We start from the raw sequence: 16,550 nt of genomic DNA, 5'->3' as shown, positions 1-16,550 counted from the left end.
ACCGTACGTACAGTGCTGTGAGAGGACGGCGGTTAGTCACCGCCTCCTACTCGATCCTCTATGCCGTATAAAGCTAAACGACATTATATTCTAAGCAAGCTACTTCATGAAAAGCAAAGCTTCTCGCTGTCTGTACATTAGTTATTGTACAGGTCAACCATCTTCTTCAGCTTCTCGTAACGCTCTCTAGCTTCCTGCTCGTTCTGCAGATCTAAAGCCTTTGCGCGCTCCGGATTCTTCAGGGAAAGAGATAAGTAACGAACTTCGCCCTTTAAGAATTCCTGATAAGATTCGAAGTTAGGCTCCTTGGAATTCAAGGTAAATTTCTTGTCTCCACCAAGTGGGTTGTAAATGAAGTTGTTCCAATATCCAGCCTCTACAGCCAGCTTCTCTTCTGTCTGTGCCTTAGCCATACCCTTCTTAATACCATGGTTGATACATGGAGAATAAGCGATGATTAAGGATGGTCCCGGATAAGCCTCAGCCTCGGAAATTGCCTTAACAGTCTGGGCCATATCAGCACCCATAGCGATATGTGCTACATATACATAACCGTAGGACATAGCAATTCCGGCTAAATCCTTCTTCTTAGTTTCCTTACCGCCGGCAGCAAACTGTGCTACTGCACCGGTAGGAGTAGCCTTGGAAGACTGTCCACCTGTGTTGGAGTAAACCTCGGTATCGAATACCATTACGTTGATGTCCTTACCGGAAGCAAGAACGTGGTCAAGTCCACCGAAACCGATATCATAAGCCCAACCGTCTCCACCGAAGATCCACTGGCTCTTCTTGGAAAGGAAGTCTTTGTTCTTTAATAAATCTACAGCAACCGCATCTGTTTTACCGGACAATGCTGCCACTAACTTATCTGTAGCTGTTCCGTTTGTAGCACCGATGGAGAAGGTATCCAAATATTCCTTAGCTGCCTCTACAAGAGCGGCATCCTTATTTTCTTCTACAAGCTTCTCAACCTGCTTCTTTAATCTGTCACGGATAGCATTCTGTGCCAAAAGCATTCCGTATCCAAACTCCGCATTATCCTCAAAGAGAGAGTTATCCCATGCAGGACCCTGTCCCTTGGCATTTACGGTGTAAGGAGTGGATGGAGAAGAGTTACCCCAGATAGAAGAACATCCGGTTGCGTTACTGATGTACATTCTCTCTCCGAAAAGCTGGGTAATTAACTTCGCATAAGGAGTCTCTCCACATCCGGGACATGCGCCGGAGAACTCGAAGAGTGGCTTCTTAAACTGAGATCCCTTAACTGTAGTCTCCTTAAACTTCGCAATAACCTCCTGCTTCTCAGGAAGCTCAACAGCGTAATCGAAGTACTTCTGGCGATCCAGGTTATCCTCGATTGGGGACATTACAAGAGCCTTCTCGCCCTTCATTCCGGGACAAACGTTTGCGCAGGATCCGCAACCAACACAGTCTAATACGGAAACCTTAATACCGAACTTGTAGTTAGGCATTCCGTTCATAGCCTTCTGCTGATCTGCTTCCGGAGCCTTAGCCGCCTCATCCTCGGTGTATGCAAATGCACGAATTGCTGCGTGAGGACATACATAAGAACAGAAGTTACACTGGATACAGTTATCAGGGTTCCATGCAGGAACGTTTACGGCAATACCGCGCTTCTCATAAGCAGCAGATCCTACAGGAGTAGAACCGTCTACATAATCAGCAAATGCGGAAACGGGAAGATTGTTTCCTTCCTGTGCGGAAACATAGTTCTGGATATTGTTTACGAAATCCAAAACATCCTTTCTTCCGGCAGTCTTGGTCTTGAACTCAAGTCCCTCATCGGCACAGTTGCTCCATTCCTTCTTTACTTCTACTTCTTCGAAGGCATTTGCACCGGCATCGATAGCTGCCCAGTTCTTCTTTACAACGTCCTCACCCTTACGGCCGTAGGTCTTCTGAGCGGCATCCTTCATTAACTTGTTAGCCTGCTCCTTAGGGATGATTCCGGTTAAAGTAAAGAATGCGGACTGAAGGATGGTGTTGATACGGGTTGGTCCCATTCCTGTCTCAATACCAATCTTAACACCGTTAATGATGTAGAACTTGATATTGTGGTCAGCCATATACTTCTTAACCTGACCAGGGATGTGATTCTCCACCTCATCCTTGGACCAAGTACAGTTCAATAAGAAGGTTCCGCCGTCTACAAGCTCCTGAACCATGTTGAACTTGGTCATATAGGAAGGATTGTGACAAGCTACGAAGTTAGCTCTCTTAATCAGGTATGTGGACTTAATCGGCTGATCTCCAAAACGAAGGTGAGACATGGTAACACCGCCGGACTTCTTGGAGTCATAGTCAAAGTAAGCCTGTGCGTACTTATCTGTGTTATCTCCGATAATCTTGATGGAGTTCTTATTCGCACCAACAGTACCGTCTGCTCCCAGTCCCCAGAACTTACAGTTTACAGTTCCCTTTGGAGTAGTAACAATGGATGGTCCCTCCTGTAAGGAAAGGTGAGTTACATCATCGTTGATACCGATGGTAAATCTCTTCTTATCGGTATTGTTGTATACAGCTACGATCTGTGCAGGAGTAGTATCCTTGGAACCTAAGCCGTAACGTCCGGAAAGAACGGTTACATTCTTAAACTCGCTGGTGGAAAGAGCAGCTACAACGTCTAAGTATAAAGGCTCACCGATAGATCCGGGCTCCTTTGTACGGTCCAATACGGAAATAGTCTTTACTGTCTTTGGAATAGCCTTTAAGAAAGCGTCAACAGCAAATGGACGATACAGTCTAACCTTGATAAGTCCAAGCTTTCTGCCTTCCTTCTCAGCCAAATAATCGATGGTCTCTTCAATGGTCTCGTTTACAGAACCCATAGCAATAATTACGTGCTCTGCATCCGGAGCTCCATAGTAGTTAAAGAGCTGGTAATTGGTTCCGATCTTCTTATTAACCTTGTCCATGTACTCCTGAACGATAGCAGGAAGTGCATCATAATAAGGGTTGGAAGCCTCTCTTGCCTGGAAGAAAATATCAGGGTTCTGAGCGGAACCTCTCTCTACAGGGTGATTCGGGTTTAATGCGTTCTGACGGAATGCATCTACATACTCCCAATCCACCATATCCTTTAAGTCTTCGTAATCCCACTCTTCAATCTTCTGAATCTCATGGGAAGTACGGAATCCGTCAAAGAAGTTGATGAAAGGAATACGTCCCTTTAAAGCTGCAAGGTGAGCTACAGGAGTTAAGTCCATAACTTCCTGAACGGAAGACTCACAAAGTAAAGCGGCACCGGTCTGACGACAAGCCATAACGTCGGAGTGATCTCCGAAGATGGAAAGGGCGTGGCTGGCAACAGCTCTTGCAGAAACATCAAATACACCGGGAAGCTGCTCTCCGGCAACCTTATAAATATCAGGAATCATCAATAAAAGACCCTGAGATGCTGTAAATGTAGTAGTTAAAGCACCGGCAGCCAAAGCACCATGCACAGCACCTGCAGCACCTGCCTCGGACTGCATCTCAGTAACCTGAACAGTCTCCCCTAAAATATTCTGTCTTCCCTCTGTTGCCCACTCATCCATATGCTCAGGCATAACGGAAGAAGGAGTAATTGGGAAAATCGCAGCGACCTCTGAGAACGCATAGGACGCATGAGCAGCAGCCTGATTACCGTCCATGGTCTTCATTTTTCTAGCCATAAGTTTCCTCCTAAACTGAAATAAATAAAACCTCTACCTTTCCCCTTTTAGGGAAATCATACAAGGGAATACTAATCTATCCCCATGCTAAAATCAAGGAAAACGCTTACCGTTTTTGATTTAGTACAATAGCTATTTTTTTCACAAGTATTTTTTCGCTTTTTAAAGAAAAAAGCAGCCTTGAATTCCTTGACAATTGCCAAAAAATTCAAAGCTGCCGTAAGCCTTAGGTTCCGGGACCGCCGGAAATAACATCCGCTTCCGTAGTGGGAACATTGTTATTACCTACAGGTCCGTCATTGGAAACAACAGGATTCTCAGAGGCCTTTGTGGTACTCTGGGTTTTGCTCTCCTGCGCCTTGGTCTCTGAAGCCTTACTTTCCGTGCTTGCCGCACTGCTTGCTGCCGTGCTTTCCGCTGCACTACTGCTTTCTACAGCATTTGCACTGTACTTCTTAGGAGTATGTCCCTTATAGCTGACATAATGATCTTTTACCTTCTCAGTCTTGCCGTCCTTAGTAATAATCTTATAGGCCTGCCATTCGGAACCGGCGGAACCGTTGCTCTCCTTACCCTGCTGTGGAGTAATTACCTGCACTGCCGGAACGGGAAGGTCTTTAATCTTCTCGGATTCCAATTCCCACTTCACTCCGCTGGGAAGCACAGGAATTCCGTAGATCTGTACTGTAGCGGTTTGTTTGGAATACCAGGCACGAATACCGATGGCATGCTTGGAATCATTTACAAACTTAAAATCCGGTCCCGGCCAAGATACCGTAGCATCCGTACCCGGAGTTACATAGTTAGGGGCAAAGGTGTGGGATCTGCGATAGGTCGTGGTTAATCCGGAGCGGAATACCGCATTGTATAGAGTGGAAGAAATCTGGCAGATTCCTCCTCCTACCTCTTCTACAACTTCTCCCTGATTATAAGCCGCAGCCGCCTTATAGCCCTTTTCTGCAGTTCTCTGTCCTACTACACCGTTAAAGGAAAACTCCTCTCCGGGCTGAAGAACAGTACCGTTTACCGCCTCTGCCGCAAGACGAACATTGGTATTTCTCAGTTCATTAGAAGTAGTTTTGGTGGTAAAGCTGGCAATAATCTTATACTGATCCTTAATGGATGCAGTGGATGCGGGAACCTTCTCTCCCTCAGTACTAATCTCGGAGGAAAATTCTTTATTGTTCAGGGCGTTCAGAATATCCTGTGCGGTAGCATCCACATTAATGGCATAACCGTCCTTGCTGCCGCCAAATTCAAATTCTCCGGTAGATTTATTGTACTTGGTAATGTCTCCATTTTTCGGAGCCATCTTCCAAACAATCGCAAGCTGATTCACATAGTCTTTAATTTTATCGCTAAAATCGGGAAGCTGCAGAATATAATCCGCCTGAATGGCAGTTGAACTTTCCGCAGTGGTTTCTTCCGCCTTTTTCTTCTTCTTTTTCTTCTCTGTGGAGCTCTCCTCCGTACTGCTTTCCGAAGCCTTCTCTTCCTGATATTTGGTATAAATCTGGTCTACAAAATCTGTAATGCTGTCGGATAAGATATCCGGAATTTCATAGTCACTCTTATTGGGACGAATGGTTACATCGGAAAGGGTATTCTTAACCTTTACCACTTCCTCCGTTCCTTGATCATCTATACCGTCTTCGCTTTTATTGTCTTCCGCCTTTGGAAATTCCGGCATGGAAAAATAATCAATATTAGGATTGGCGTTTTTTACCACAAGATGCCAAGTGTAAGATTTCTTCAAGAAATCAATTACCTGCTCCTTGGTCATTCCCTTTAGATTTAAAAGCTCCGCTCCCGGTTTAAAGGCGGAATAATCCAAATACAAATCCTCATGAATTGCATTGGGATCTATGTACTCCGTTTCCGTAGCAGTAGTCTCCGCTTCATGAAAAAAGCCGGCATTCCTGCTTAAAGCAAAGACTGCGGCTGCACTGCCGAATAGGGCTACTGCGGCTATAATAATAGGAAGATGGCCATTGTTCTTGGGGCGTCGTCCACCGCTTCTACCATTACTTCGTCCACCACGTGCCCCTTTATCGCCATAGCTATACTGGGCACTTCTGCTTCTTGAACCACCCTTTGCTCTACTGATTCCTTGAGATAATCTTCTTTCGCTGGCTATCATATTCCATCCTTTGTATATGTTTATAAATTTGATAATCCGGATGAGATAGGATTCTCCTATACCATCGGTTAATAACAAGATACCGCACGCTTCGCAGGCGATATTCTTCAAGAATAAAAGGTGCTGAGACACAGCACCTTTTTATCATACCATAATCTTTTCATTTGTATAGAAAAGAATCCTAAAAAAAATCTATAGGGCTTTACAAAAATGTAAGAAAAATTCTTCTGTTATTTTACAACAAAGTTCACGATTTTTCCGGGAATATACACTTCCTTTACGAGAGTGCCGCCCAACTTATCCCCTAAACATTCCTTAGCCTTAGCAAGAATTTCTTCTTTGCTTAAATCCTTGGGAACCTCCAGTACCGCCTTTACTTTTCCGTTTACCTGTAAAGGAAGCTTAATTTCATCCGCCTCCATAGCTTTATCATCGTACTCAGGCCAGCCGGCGGCAAATACACTGCCTTCTCCCTTTGCCAAATGATAACACTCCTCTGCAATATGGGGAGCAAATGGAGCCAAAAGCACGGAGAAAGTGCGAAGGGTTTCCAAATCTACGCCCCCTTCTTTCTTTGCCAGATCCAAGAGACTGTTATTGTACTCCATAAAGCCGGAAACAACAGTATTTAAGTTGAAGCTGTCAAAACGAAGCTGAATATCATGAATTAAGTTATGCCGTACACGAATCATTTCTTTTGTAGGACTGATATTCTTATCCTTGGATTCTTCCACAAGATTATAGAAACGATTCAGGAAACGATAAACTCCATCAATTCCTCTGTCATCCCATTCCGCATCCAATTCGGGGGGACCTACAAAAAGCTCATAAAGTCTAAGAGCATCACAGCCGTAATCCCTAACCAGATCATCGGGAGAAACTACATTTCCCATGGACTTGGACATCTTAATACCGTTTTGTCCTAAAATCATTCCCTGATTAAAGAGCTTTACAAAGGGCTCCTTAAATCCTACCACACCGATATCATAGAGGAATTTGGTCCAGAAACGGGAATACAGAAGGTGTAATACTGCATGCTCCACGCCTCCGATATACATATCCACCGGCAAATATTTATCAGCCTTCTCTCTGCTGACCAAAGCCTTGTCATCATGATTATCAACATAACGCAAGAAATACCAGGAAGATCCTGCCCACTGAGGCATTGTATTAGTCTCTCGCTTTGCCGGACCTCCACACTTTGGACAAGTGCAGTTTACCCAGTCAGTAATGCCGGCCAAGGGAGATTCTCCCGTTCCGGTAGGCTCATAGTTTTCTACCTCAGGCAGCTTTAAAGGAAGCTCTTCCACCGGTACCGCTACATTTCCGCATTTCTCACAATGTACGATAGGAATCGGCTCTCCCCAGTATCTTTGTCTGGAGAAAACCCAGTCTCTAAGCTTAAAGCTTACGGTCTTCCGGCCGAAGCCTCTTTTCTCCACCTCATTAGCCGCTTCCACCTTTAATTCGGAGGACTCTCTTCCATTCCATTCTCCGGAGTTAATCATAATACCGGAGGCTTCTGTATATGCCTCTTCCAATACCTCTTCCTTCCCGTCCTTGGAAATAACCTGAACAATGGGAAGGTCAAACTTCTTGGCAAAAGCAAAGTCCCTGGCATCATGAGCAGGTACACACATAATGGCTCCGGTTCCGTGATCTGCCAATACATAGTCGGAAATCCAAATAGCACACTTCTCCCCGTTTAAAGGATTAATAGCATAGGCTCCGGTAAACTCTCCGGTTTTATCCTTGTCATTCACCGCCATTCTTTCCACGTTGGACTTATTGGCTGCCATGGAAATATAAGCTTCTACCTTTTCTCTTTGGGCATCCGTACAAATCTTCTGAACCATAGGATGTTCCGGAGCAAGAACAAGGAAGGTGGCTCCGTAAAGCGTGTCAGGTCTTGTGGTGAAAACAGTAATCTTATCTTCTCTTCCCTCTAAGGCAAAGTCCACCTCCGCTCCGTAGGAACGACCAATCCACTCTGCCTGCATCTTCTTAACCTTTTCCGGCCAATCCAATTCCTGCAAATCATCCAATAAGCGATCTGCATATTCGGTAATCTTCAGCATCCACTGTCTTAAATTCTTCTTGGTAACTGCCGTACCGCAACGTTCACACTTACCATCCACTACTTCCTCATTGGCAAGTCCTGTTTTACAGCTTGGGCACCAGTTAATAGGGAACTCCTTTTCATAAGCCAGTCCCTTCTCAAACATTTTCACAAAAATCCACTGGGTCCACTTATAGAAGTTGGGATCAGTAGTATTCACTTCCATGTCCCAATCGTAAATGGCATTAATCTGCTGTAACTGTCGCTTAATGTTCTCCACATTTTTCTTTGTGGTGATAGAAGGATGAATTCCCATCTTAATGGCATAGTTTTCAGCAGGCAAGCCGAAGGCATCCCAGCCCATGGGATGAATCACATACTTTCCCTTAATGACCTGATAACGGGACCAGGCATCGGAAATCACGTAGCCTCTCCAGTGTCCTACATGCAGTCCGGAACCGGAGGGATAAGGGAACATATCTAAGCAATAGTATTTTTCTTTCTTCTCGTCCTTTGGGTTAATGGGATTTTTCTCCCAAAATTCCTGCCACTTCTTCTCTACGGCAGCATGATTATATCTAGCCATTTTTTCACCTCGAACTTTCTATGATAACGAATGCCATTTTATAACCCCTACTCTGTCTCGTCAAGCTTAGGATAGGGCTTCCTTGCACTTTCAAAGCCGTTGTCCTTGGTAATATGCAATCGATCACAAGCTTTAAAAAATAGTTTACTGTTTTTTCTGGATAAGGAAAATTCTTCTCTCAAGTCCTCAACAGTGATTTCTCCGTTGCTCTGTAATTTTTTCAAAGTAAATTCTTTTAACTTGGAAAATAAATTACCCAAAGTATAATATTCCCCCTCCAGCTGCACCAGGGTTCCCTTCTCCTCCAAACAAGCTACGATATCCAACAGGATTTTTTCTTCCTCCTTGCTCCATAAAGGTTCCGTAATTTTCGAAAAAGAGAATTTAGCCTTTTGCATCAGAGTAATCAAAGTATTGGCAATCTTGGTATATTTTTCATCCTTTTTCATCTTATAATCTTTTAGGGCTAGAATATCATAAGATATTCTGAAAATTTCCTTTTCACGCCAATATTCCAGAAGTGCTTTATATATGTTTTTGTTGTAAGAACTAAAAAAACGACTGTACAATACCGGTGTTTTTTCTCCCATTTTATAAGGATTTCTTTGATAAAAATCCTTCATATAGTACTGAATTTGCTTTTCCTTCTCTTCCAGATCTTCCCCGGGAATCAGATACTTTTCTCCTTGCAAAAGGATGCTGATAAGTTCTCCCTTTTCTTCCTTATCTCTTAAGGCATTTTCAATATTGCCATATCCGGGAAAAGCTTTTCGAATAGTGGAGAGAGACAAAAAATTGCCTTTTTTCTTGTGAAAGAAATTCTGAAGCAAACTTCCTTCATCCGCATCTTCCAGGCTTCTCAGTCGTTCTGTTTGAAAACGCCCTTTTCTATGCCTACCCCTTGGCAAAGGATCTATTACCTTTCCCCCGCCAATGCTTAACTTTTGGGATTCGTCTCTTAGAATAAATCTATCCCCGCTTAAGGCTACAACAGGCTCTTCACACTGCAACTGAACCAAGGCTGAGCTCTTATTGGGAATTTCCTCCCCCTCCAAGCAAACAAGCTTGCAGAGCACATGTCTTGTTCCTAAAAGAAGTTCCAGCTTTCTGTTGTTCTTGATGGATTGTTCTAAGGCATTGTCTACCTGAACTCTGCAATCCAATAAAGAACTGGGATAAAGTAAGTCCTTCTCCGCCAGTACATCTCCTTTTTGACAAAGAGACTTATCCACAGAGGATAAATTCACGGCAACTCTTTCTCCGCCAACCGCAAAATCACTGTCTTTGCCATGAACCTGCAGATTTCTGACTTTTACCGGTAAATTCTTCGGGTAGAGGGCATACTCTTTTTTTAACTCTATTCTTCCGGACATTGCTGTTCCGGTAAGAACGGTCCCCGCCCCGGCAATGGAAAACACCCGATCCACAAACATTCTGAAAATTCCTTGTTCCGGCTTCCCTTGAATAAATTCATGCAAGGTAGATAGATATTTTATTAAATCCGGAATCCCTTCTTTGCTAAAAGAAGAAAGGGGGAAAATCGGTACGGTAAAAGAAAATTGCTTCTCCAGATACTCGGTAATTTCTTCTTTTCTTTGTTCCACTTCTTCCGGAGAAACAAGATCAATCATCGTTAAACAAATAATAAAATTCTTTATTCCAAGAAGAGACAGAATGCTGAGATGCTCTCTGGTTTGAGGCATAATACCTTCCTTGGCGGAGATAACCACCATAACCAAATCCATTCCCACAGCTCCGGCAACCATGGTTTTTACAAATTTTTCATGTCCGGGAGTATCCACAATTCCGATTTTCTGACCGTCCGGAAGAGACAATGAAGTAAAGCCCAGCTCAATGGTCATCCCTCTCTTTTTTTCTTCTTCCAGGCGGTCCGCATCATATCCGGTTAATGCCTTAATTAAGGCGGTTTTTCCATGATCAATATGCCCTGCAGTTCCAATAATCAGGTGCTTGGATTCTTTTTTTTCCTCAGGTTTTACTACATTGGATAATTGTTGAACATCAAGATTCTGCGTACTCTCCATAAGTTTTATTTACTCCATAGTATTTCCAAAAGATTTGTTCCGGATTTAAGATAATCAGTATATATTCTATTTCAAATTTACTCTCATGCTACGTACATTATCTTCAAAGTAAATTTTTCGCTTATTTTTACATAGCTTTTTTATCATACAAGATAATCTTAGGAAAATCGAGGGATTGCCTTAAAAAGGCCAAAAAAAGAAAGAATCCCCATGTTCCATTTAGGAATTCTTTCTAAGGTGCTTATCTTTTAACTGCTCTCATTTTCAGCTTCAGAAGTGCCTTTGCCTTCTTTGCATCCTGGGCAACGATATTATTTTCCCCGACAACGTTGGTTTCAATGCCTTCTTCACTCTTGTTAAAGTCCACAATAGTGTTCATATATTGATTCGTAACCACAAAGGCACCCTGGGTTCCCACAAAGGAAACTCCTACAACCGCAATATCTCTTTTACCGATTTCTTCAATGGCTTGAGCAAAATCCACGTTGCTGTTTCCCCAGCTGTCCTCACTGACAATTGCCCCTTTTACACGAAGGGCTTCAGCCCAAGCACCTACACGACTACCGGTAAAAAGTTTATTAACGTTATCCTGTGGAATTCCGGCAAGTATAATACCTACAAAGTCCAAGTCAGTATCATCGCAAAGCTCTTCTACCAGAGGGTCACGAAAATGATGCAAGGTGGTTTCTTTGGTTGATGGTCCAATTCCCATAAGCTCCTCCTCTTAATATAATGCTCGAATAGCGCCATCACGATACTCATTGGGAGAAATAATCATCGGCGCTCCGGTAATATCAATAATTGAATGAGATCCTATAAATCCGGAAGGTTCATCCGGAAGAAATCTGGTATCATACATAGCTCCCTGACCGGAAACCATCTTCACCAAAACCACTTTATCCTTACCCGGACGTTCTACATCCTTAAAATCATGACGCTCCGTACAGAAGGAACCATTGGTTTTCTTCAATACTTCGCGAATTTCCTGACAGAAATGATCACATAGTCTATGGCAGGCATCAGGCCCCGGTCTGGAATATCCGGCCTTCGCCTGTAATACCACATCAATTAGAATGATTATATCCTCAGGTCCCGGAGTCCCGGCACGGCCAAAAACCACCTGCTCATCTAAAAATCCGTCGGAATTACCAAAAGCGGAGACATAATTTCCTTCCGTATCCGTAGCGGTAAGGATTACATACACTCCGGTTAAAGTATGGCTAATTCCCTCTCCTATTTTACCCAATACTTTGGTAGAAATAGGCATTATATCCATAATAGAATTAATGGGAATGTGTCTTTCATTTTTATGAATGATTTTTAGACTGCAATCTTCAATCAGCTCTTCCTGCTTAGCGAAGTCCTTTAAACGATTGGGATTAATCACCAAGCTATATTCTTTATTTTCCTCTTTTTTTAAGGAGACTTTCTCTCCCTCTGAAACAGCACGAACATGAAAAGCTTTAATCGCTAACTGTCTCAATACTCTTTCTTCACTCATTCTATCCTCCAAGGAAATTTTAGAAAAAAATGGAAGCATGAAGATCATGCTTCCATTTCTTGGCATTATACCTTCGCAACGTATTCATATGGCAAAGGAACAATCTTACCGGCAGACTCGATTTCCTCAAGCTGCTCTAAGGTATCCTTTACGATATTGTATTGCATTTCTCTGTTGTTTGGCTCTCCGGCATTTGCACCCATCGGAACGAGAGGAGCAACTGCTCTGGGGGAACCGGTCTGTCTTACGACAGGAGGTAACGCAGCAATGATAATTGTAGGAATTCCTGCGGCCTCAATAGCTCTCTGCACAAGCACGGCAGAACGATGGCAAGTTCCTCAGCCAGCGGTGAGGATTACGGCGTCTACGCCCTCCTCTTTCAGCTGTCTGGCAATTTCAGGACCTGTCTCGTTTTTGAACTTTTCCTGGTTTCCACCACCGCCCATGAATCCGAAGTGTACAGGAGCTACCCCCTTAATTACACCATCTTTAGCCAACTCATGAAGACGATCAATTGGGAACATACAGTTGATATCTTTGTTAACGTCACCGTTATCGTAACCACCATGTGATACCATTAGTTCGCTAGAAGGCATTGTATCCTTGATAACTCTAAAGGTAAAATCACCAGCCAGGTTAAAACGCTTGTCATCTTTATGGTGCACACCTGCGGCCGTTGCAATGGCAATAACCATATCCTTTAACGGCTTTGTGACAGGAGCCCATACAGGTGGAGGAGTAACAGGTACGAAGATTTCAGACTGCATCCCTTTTACTACAGTATTACCCATGTCTTTCTCCTTTCATAAATTTTTTTATGTAATTATTCTACGGCTCTTGGCGCTTTTGAATATTACTAATGTATTTTTCATTTACATCCGGACTTAATTGCTCAATAAAACTCATATTGAAACCAACCTCCTGACCGACTTTAATTTCATAATCGGAAATGAGCATCCGCATGGGAATTTTTAAAAAGCCCAAACGACCTTTTAAGTCAATCCCCACGGCACCATCATGAACCTCCACGATAATGCCTTCCATGTAAATAATCTTATCTGTGTATTTAGCCATAATTATGCGTTCATGTACTTCTCTTTGAACTTATCACTCATTGGAAGAGAAGTTTCATTCTCAACAAGCTCAATGGGCTTTCCGGTAACATTGGAAACCAACTCAATGTTCTGGGTCTTTACGTTTGGATTCCACTTACGCTCAGCCTTCTTCACCTCTTCGCCTGCCATCTCAGCCTTCAACATGCTTAATGCACGGATAGCGTCCTCAGTACAAAGGGTGTTGTTAGCAAGAATCTCGTTCTCAATTCCGCCTTCAGATTTGTTGTTATCTACCATGCTGGTCATGTACTTGTTACCTACAACCAGAGCACCCTGGTTAGCACAGAAGGACATACCTACAACCTTGATTCCTCTCTTACCGATCTGCTCGATGTGAGAAGCAAAGTCAATGTGGTTGTTTCCGAATCCCTCAGTGGTTACAAATGCACCATCCGGTCCGATAGCCTCTAAGGTCATACCTACACGACGAGAAACATAGAACTTCTCAGCGTTAATCTGTGGAGATCCAACCAATACAACACCGGTTAAATCCACTTCATGATCATGAAGAACCTCTAATACCAACGGCTCTCTCCAGTAGTGACGAGACATCTCCTTAGATGCAGGTCCGATACAGGTTAATGCATGGATACATCCATCAAGAATCTCTAATGGAGAAACTACTACCGGAACGTTTCCGATATCAACGTTAGGCTTAGCACCAAGTACACCAACAGGCTCAACAGGAAGGAGTAAGTTATCATGCATTGCTCCCTGTCCCATGATTTCCTTAACGATAACAACCTTCTTCTTACCCGGTCTTCTTACCTGGTTAAAGGTCTCAGTATCAACAACCAAGCTCTCATCAGCCTTCTTTAATACCTTACGAATTTCATCGGTGATTAAGTCAGTTGCTGTGTGAGCAGCCAATGGTCCCGGACGCTCCATGTTGGTCTTCTCTTTGATGGTTACATTGGTCTTAATGAAGATATCTCCCTTGTCAGGACAACCGGGACGTCCCCACATAATATTCTCATCAAGGTATCCTTCGGAGGATCCGAACTCACCAATCTGAACACCATTCTCATCAGTTCCGGAAACCACCATAACAACGCCGTCTAATACACGGGTTGTTCCGGTTCCAACTTCATCATCACCCTCTTTGGTCGCAATAGGCTGAACATCCATGATGGTGTTGGAGTAGGTATGATATTGATCCGGAGTAATGATATCAATCTTCAGATCCACTACAAGCTTCTGAGAATCAACACATTCCTTTTCAATGCCTTCACGAATGGTAAGAACGGTACCCTCTAACTTGGTTTCAGGACCTCTCTTAACTTCAGTAATCTTGAAGTGCTTTCTGGTAAGACTGCGAACTACCACTTCCTCATCTGTAGCAACCGCTCCGGGAGCTGCAACACCTGAATTACCTGCATTACCTGCTACGGCCTGTGCTGCATTAGATACTACAGGAACGCCGGATGCGCCGCCTAAAGCACCTACAGGAATCTGAATGTCGATTCCCTTACCTTCACCAATGTGAATCTTCAAGCTTCCTCCTAAGGCAGGTGCTGCTACTGCTCCTACTGAAGCTGCCGCTGCTGCAACTGCCGGAGCTGCGGCAGCTTCTTCAACCTTTGCTGCCTCTGCAGGCTTATCGGCAAGCGCTACTAAATCTTTTGTAAGAGGTGTGAGAGAATCACAGGTCTTTAAAAGCTTAGCCCCTAAAACATCGCCAATGGTTAAACAACCATCCAACTTCAACAATCCCTGATCTACCAAATCATCAAAGATTTCAGGATCCTCCAAGTTGTGGCTGGAGAGAACTACTCCCTCCTCAGCCCTACAGCATAACACCGCCGGACTGCTCTTGTGCTCTTCTGCATACTCTGCTGAAATAGACATATTTTGCTTCCTTTCTTATGAAAATTCTATATGAATATCTTGGCCTTCTTCCACATGGATATGGAATAATCCATCATCCAGCATGGTAGAAAAGCTGAATTCCTGCTCCACTGCCTGCTCTGTCTTTTCCTCTTCCTTGGGGAAAGGAAGCTGGCGACCCTTATCATCTACCGGTAGCTGCTCTACAACCTTGGACTTGGTTAAGTAACGCATAGGCTCCATACCCACGGTTTCAAAGATATGATCAGTCTGATGATGAACATTCAGATTCATCTTCGGTGCAGATCCCATAACCGTATTGGTACAGTCACTACAGTTTCCGATAATGACATCAGTACATCCTGCATTCTTGAAGTGTAAAATCTTCTGTGCCTGTCCGGGGCAGTTTCCGGGGTTCTGGCACTTCAGTGTTCCTCGAACATCTTCAGCCTGCTTACAAGCCTGTACATCCGTAACCACGGCATTGTACTTCTTGCACAAATCTTCCATTCTTTCCAGGTTTCCACCACAGGCACAAAGAAGAATACCCATCTTTGCTCCCTTTAAATCCTTAAAGGGTTCTGTAACCAGGATTCCACCGCTGGTTTTGGTAATCGGTGTAGAAAACTCAACAGCATGTCCGGTGAAAGGACCTCCTAAAACGATTTCTCCGTATTCCCCGTCAATACCGCCGGCCATCTCGATAAGCTCACCTACGGTGGTGCCTACAGGAACATCCATAAAGACCTGTGTCTTAGTTCCCTTCTTTAGCTTTCCGCCAACGGAAATATTCTTTAAGAAGCAAGGCTTCTTATCCTCAATTGCCTCTGCTATGCGAAGACAGGTCTCTACGTTAATAACAACGGAGTCAGCTTCTGAAGGAAGGGAAGTGGGAGGAAGTAATTTACCAAGAACCTCACGAACAACAGCTCTTTCTTCTCCCATCGGGTAGATATCCGGTAGTAGATGAATGGAAATATTCGGGAATTTTTCCTGTAAAGAAAGAAGAACTTTAATTTCTTCCTCATGCTTCTTTTTAATGGCGATTACACCCTTAGCAGCATTGGTCACCTTCATACAGTAATCAATACCCCGCATGGTTTTTTCAGGCTGTTCCATAATCTGCTTCATGTTATGCTCCAGCAAAGGTTCACACTCCGCTGCATTCACCAGAATACATCCGCCCTTCAAGTCGATATTCAACTTCACAGCTGTGGGGAATCCTGCACCGCCCATTCCCACAATTCCTGCGGCTTTAATCAAATCAAGAGTATTCTCGCCCTCAATCTTTACGTAATCATCGCTCTGCTTTTCGGAAGCTTCAATGATGACCGCCTCCTCGGTAATTTCTTTTACCACACCATCCACACTGGAATGCACATTGGCGCCAAGTTTCTCCGGTGCGGCAAGCAAGCTTCCTCTTTTAACGGAATCCCCTACTTTTACGACCGGTGTAGCAGGTGCACCGATGTGCTGTCTGAGTAAAATTGTTTTAACCACTTTTCCCATCTCCTTCTTCAACTTACTGATATTATGGATTATTATCGCCTGACACGATAAAGTGTTACTCATCCTTCCTCTACAAAAGATTGTTAATTCTTTA

10 protein-coding genes are annotated in these 16,550 nt (G+C 43.7%); all 10 read right to left on the bottom strand.

What is annotated here, in order from left to right:
* Positions 1 to 137 precede the first annotated feature (137 nt).
* The gene (nifJ, locus tag RYO92_RS05940; protein WP_183684042.1) at positions 138 to 3,674 is read right to left on the bottom strand and encodes a pyruvate:ferredoxin (flavodoxin) oxidoreductase; all 3,537 of its coding nucleotides are present in this window, start codon (positions 3,672 to 3,674) and stop codon (positions 138 to 140) included.
* A gap of 226 nt (positions 3,675 to 3,900) precedes the next feature.
* Positions 3,901 to 5,814, bottom strand: coding sequence for a VanW family protein (locus tag RYO92_RS05935; protein ID WP_315369779.1), 1,914 nt, complete (start codon positions 5,812 to 5,814; stop codon positions 3,901 to 3,903).
* Positions 5,815 to 6,044: 230 nt separating this feature from the next.
* Entirely contained in the window at positions 6,045 to 8,459 is a 2,415-nt protein-coding gene (gene leuS / locus RYO92_RS05930) for a leucine--tRNA ligase (RefSeq protein WP_315369778.1), read from the bottom strand.
* Positions 8,460 to 8,506: 47 nt separating this feature from the next.
* On the bottom strand, positions 8,507 to 10,504 hold the full coding sequence (gene selB, locus RYO92_RS05925; RefSeq protein WP_315369777.1) for a selenocysteine-specific translation elongation factor: 1,998 nt from the start codon (positions 10,502 to 10,504) through the stop codon (positions 8,507 to 8,509).
* A gap of 241 nt (positions 10,505 to 10,745) precedes the next feature.
* Positions 10,746 to 11,216 carry a glycine/sarcosine/betaine reductase component B subunit gene (locus RYO92_RS05920; protein WP_314966499.1) on the bottom strand — a complete coding sequence of 157 codons (471 nt, stop codon included), beginning with the start codon at positions 11,214 to 11,216 and terminating at the stop codon, positions 10,746 to 10,748.
* Positions 11,217 to 11,228: 12 nt separating this feature from the next.
* Positions 11,229 to 12,005: a proline reductase cluster protein PrdD gene (gene prdD / locus RYO92_RS05915; RefSeq protein ID WP_308579481.1), complete on the bottom strand. Its 777-nt coding sequence runs from the start codon at positions 12,003 to 12,005 to the stop codon at positions 11,229 to 11,231.
* Between the two features lie 65 nt (positions 12,006 to 12,070).
* The gene (gene prdB, locus RYO92_RS05910) at positions 12,071 to 12,796 is read right to left on the bottom strand and encodes a D-proline reductase (dithiol) protein PrdB (protein WP_083793702.1); all 726 of its coding nucleotides are present in this window, start codon (positions 12,794 to 12,796) and stop codon (positions 12,071 to 12,073) included.
* Positions 12,797 to 12,833: 37 nt separating this feature from the next.
* The gene (locus RYO92_RS05905; protein WP_007156068.1) at positions 12,834 to 13,079 is read right to left on the bottom strand and encodes a CBO2463/CBO2479 domain-containing protein; all 246 of its coding nucleotides are present in this window, start codon (positions 13,077 to 13,079) and stop codon (positions 12,834 to 12,836) included.
* A gap of 2 nt (positions 13,080 to 13,081) precedes the next feature.
* The gene (prdA, locus tag RYO92_RS05900) at positions 13,082 to 14,968 is read right to left on the bottom strand and encodes a D-proline reductase (dithiol) proprotein PrdA (protein ID WP_315369776.1); all 1,887 of its coding nucleotides are present in this window, start codon (positions 14,966 to 14,968) and stop codon (positions 13,082 to 13,084) included.
* Positions 14,969 to 14,983: 15 nt separating this feature from the next.
* Complete coding sequence (gene prdC / locus RYO92_RS05895) at positions 14,984 to 16,456, bottom strand: proline reductase-associated electron transfer protein PrdC (protein ID WP_315369781.1); 1,473 nt, start codon at positions 16,454 to 16,456, stop codon at positions 14,984 to 14,986.
* Between the last annotated feature and the right edge of the window lie 94 nt (positions 16,457 to 16,550).

It is taken from the genome of Oribacterium sinus, assembly GCF_963553175.1.
Classification (GTDB): Bacteria; Bacillota; Clostridia; order Lachnospirales; family Lachnospiraceae; genus Oribacterium; species Oribacterium sinus_B.
This window is presented reverse-complemented; position numbering and strand designations above follow the sequence as displayed.

What these genes read in the sequence shown, in the direction of transcription:
- RYO92_RS05905 (WP_007156068.1), bottom strand. Translation starts at nt 13,079, where the DNA reads ATGGCTAAATACACAGATAAGATTATTTACATGGAAGGCATTATCGTG.
- prdA (WP_315369776.1), bottom strand. Translation starts at nt 14,968, where the DNA reads ATGTCTATTTCAGCAGAGTATGCAGAAGAGCACAAGAGCAGTCCGGCG.
- prdC (WP_315369781.1), bottom strand. Translation starts at nt 16,456, where the DNA reads ATGGGAAAAGTGGTTAAAACAATTTTACTCAGACAGCACATCGGTGCA.
- nifJ (WP_183684042.1), bottom strand. Translation starts at nt 3,674, where the DNA reads ATGGCTAGAAAAATGAAGACCATGGACGGTAATCAGGCTGCTGCTCAT.
- selB (WP_315369777.1), bottom strand. Translation starts at nt 10,504, where the DNA reads ATGGAGAGTACGCAGAATCTTGATGTTCAACAATTATCCAATGTAGTA.
- RYO92_RS05920 (WP_314966499.1), bottom strand. Translation starts at nt 11,216, where the DNA reads ATGGGAATTGGACCATCAACCAAAGAAACCACCTTGCATCATTTTCGT.
- leuS (WP_315369778.1), bottom strand. Translation starts at nt 8,459, where the DNA reads ATGGCTAGATATAATCATGCTGCCGTAGAGAAGAAGTGGCAGGAATTT.
- RYO92_RS05935 (WP_315369779.1), bottom strand. Translation starts at nt 5,814, where the DNA reads ATGATAGCCAGCGAAAGAAGATTATCTCAAGGAATCAGTAGAGCAAAG.
- prdD (WP_308579481.1), bottom strand. Translation starts at nt 12,005, where the DNA reads ATGAGTGAAGAAAGAGTATTGAGACAGTTAGCGATTAAAGCTTTTCAT.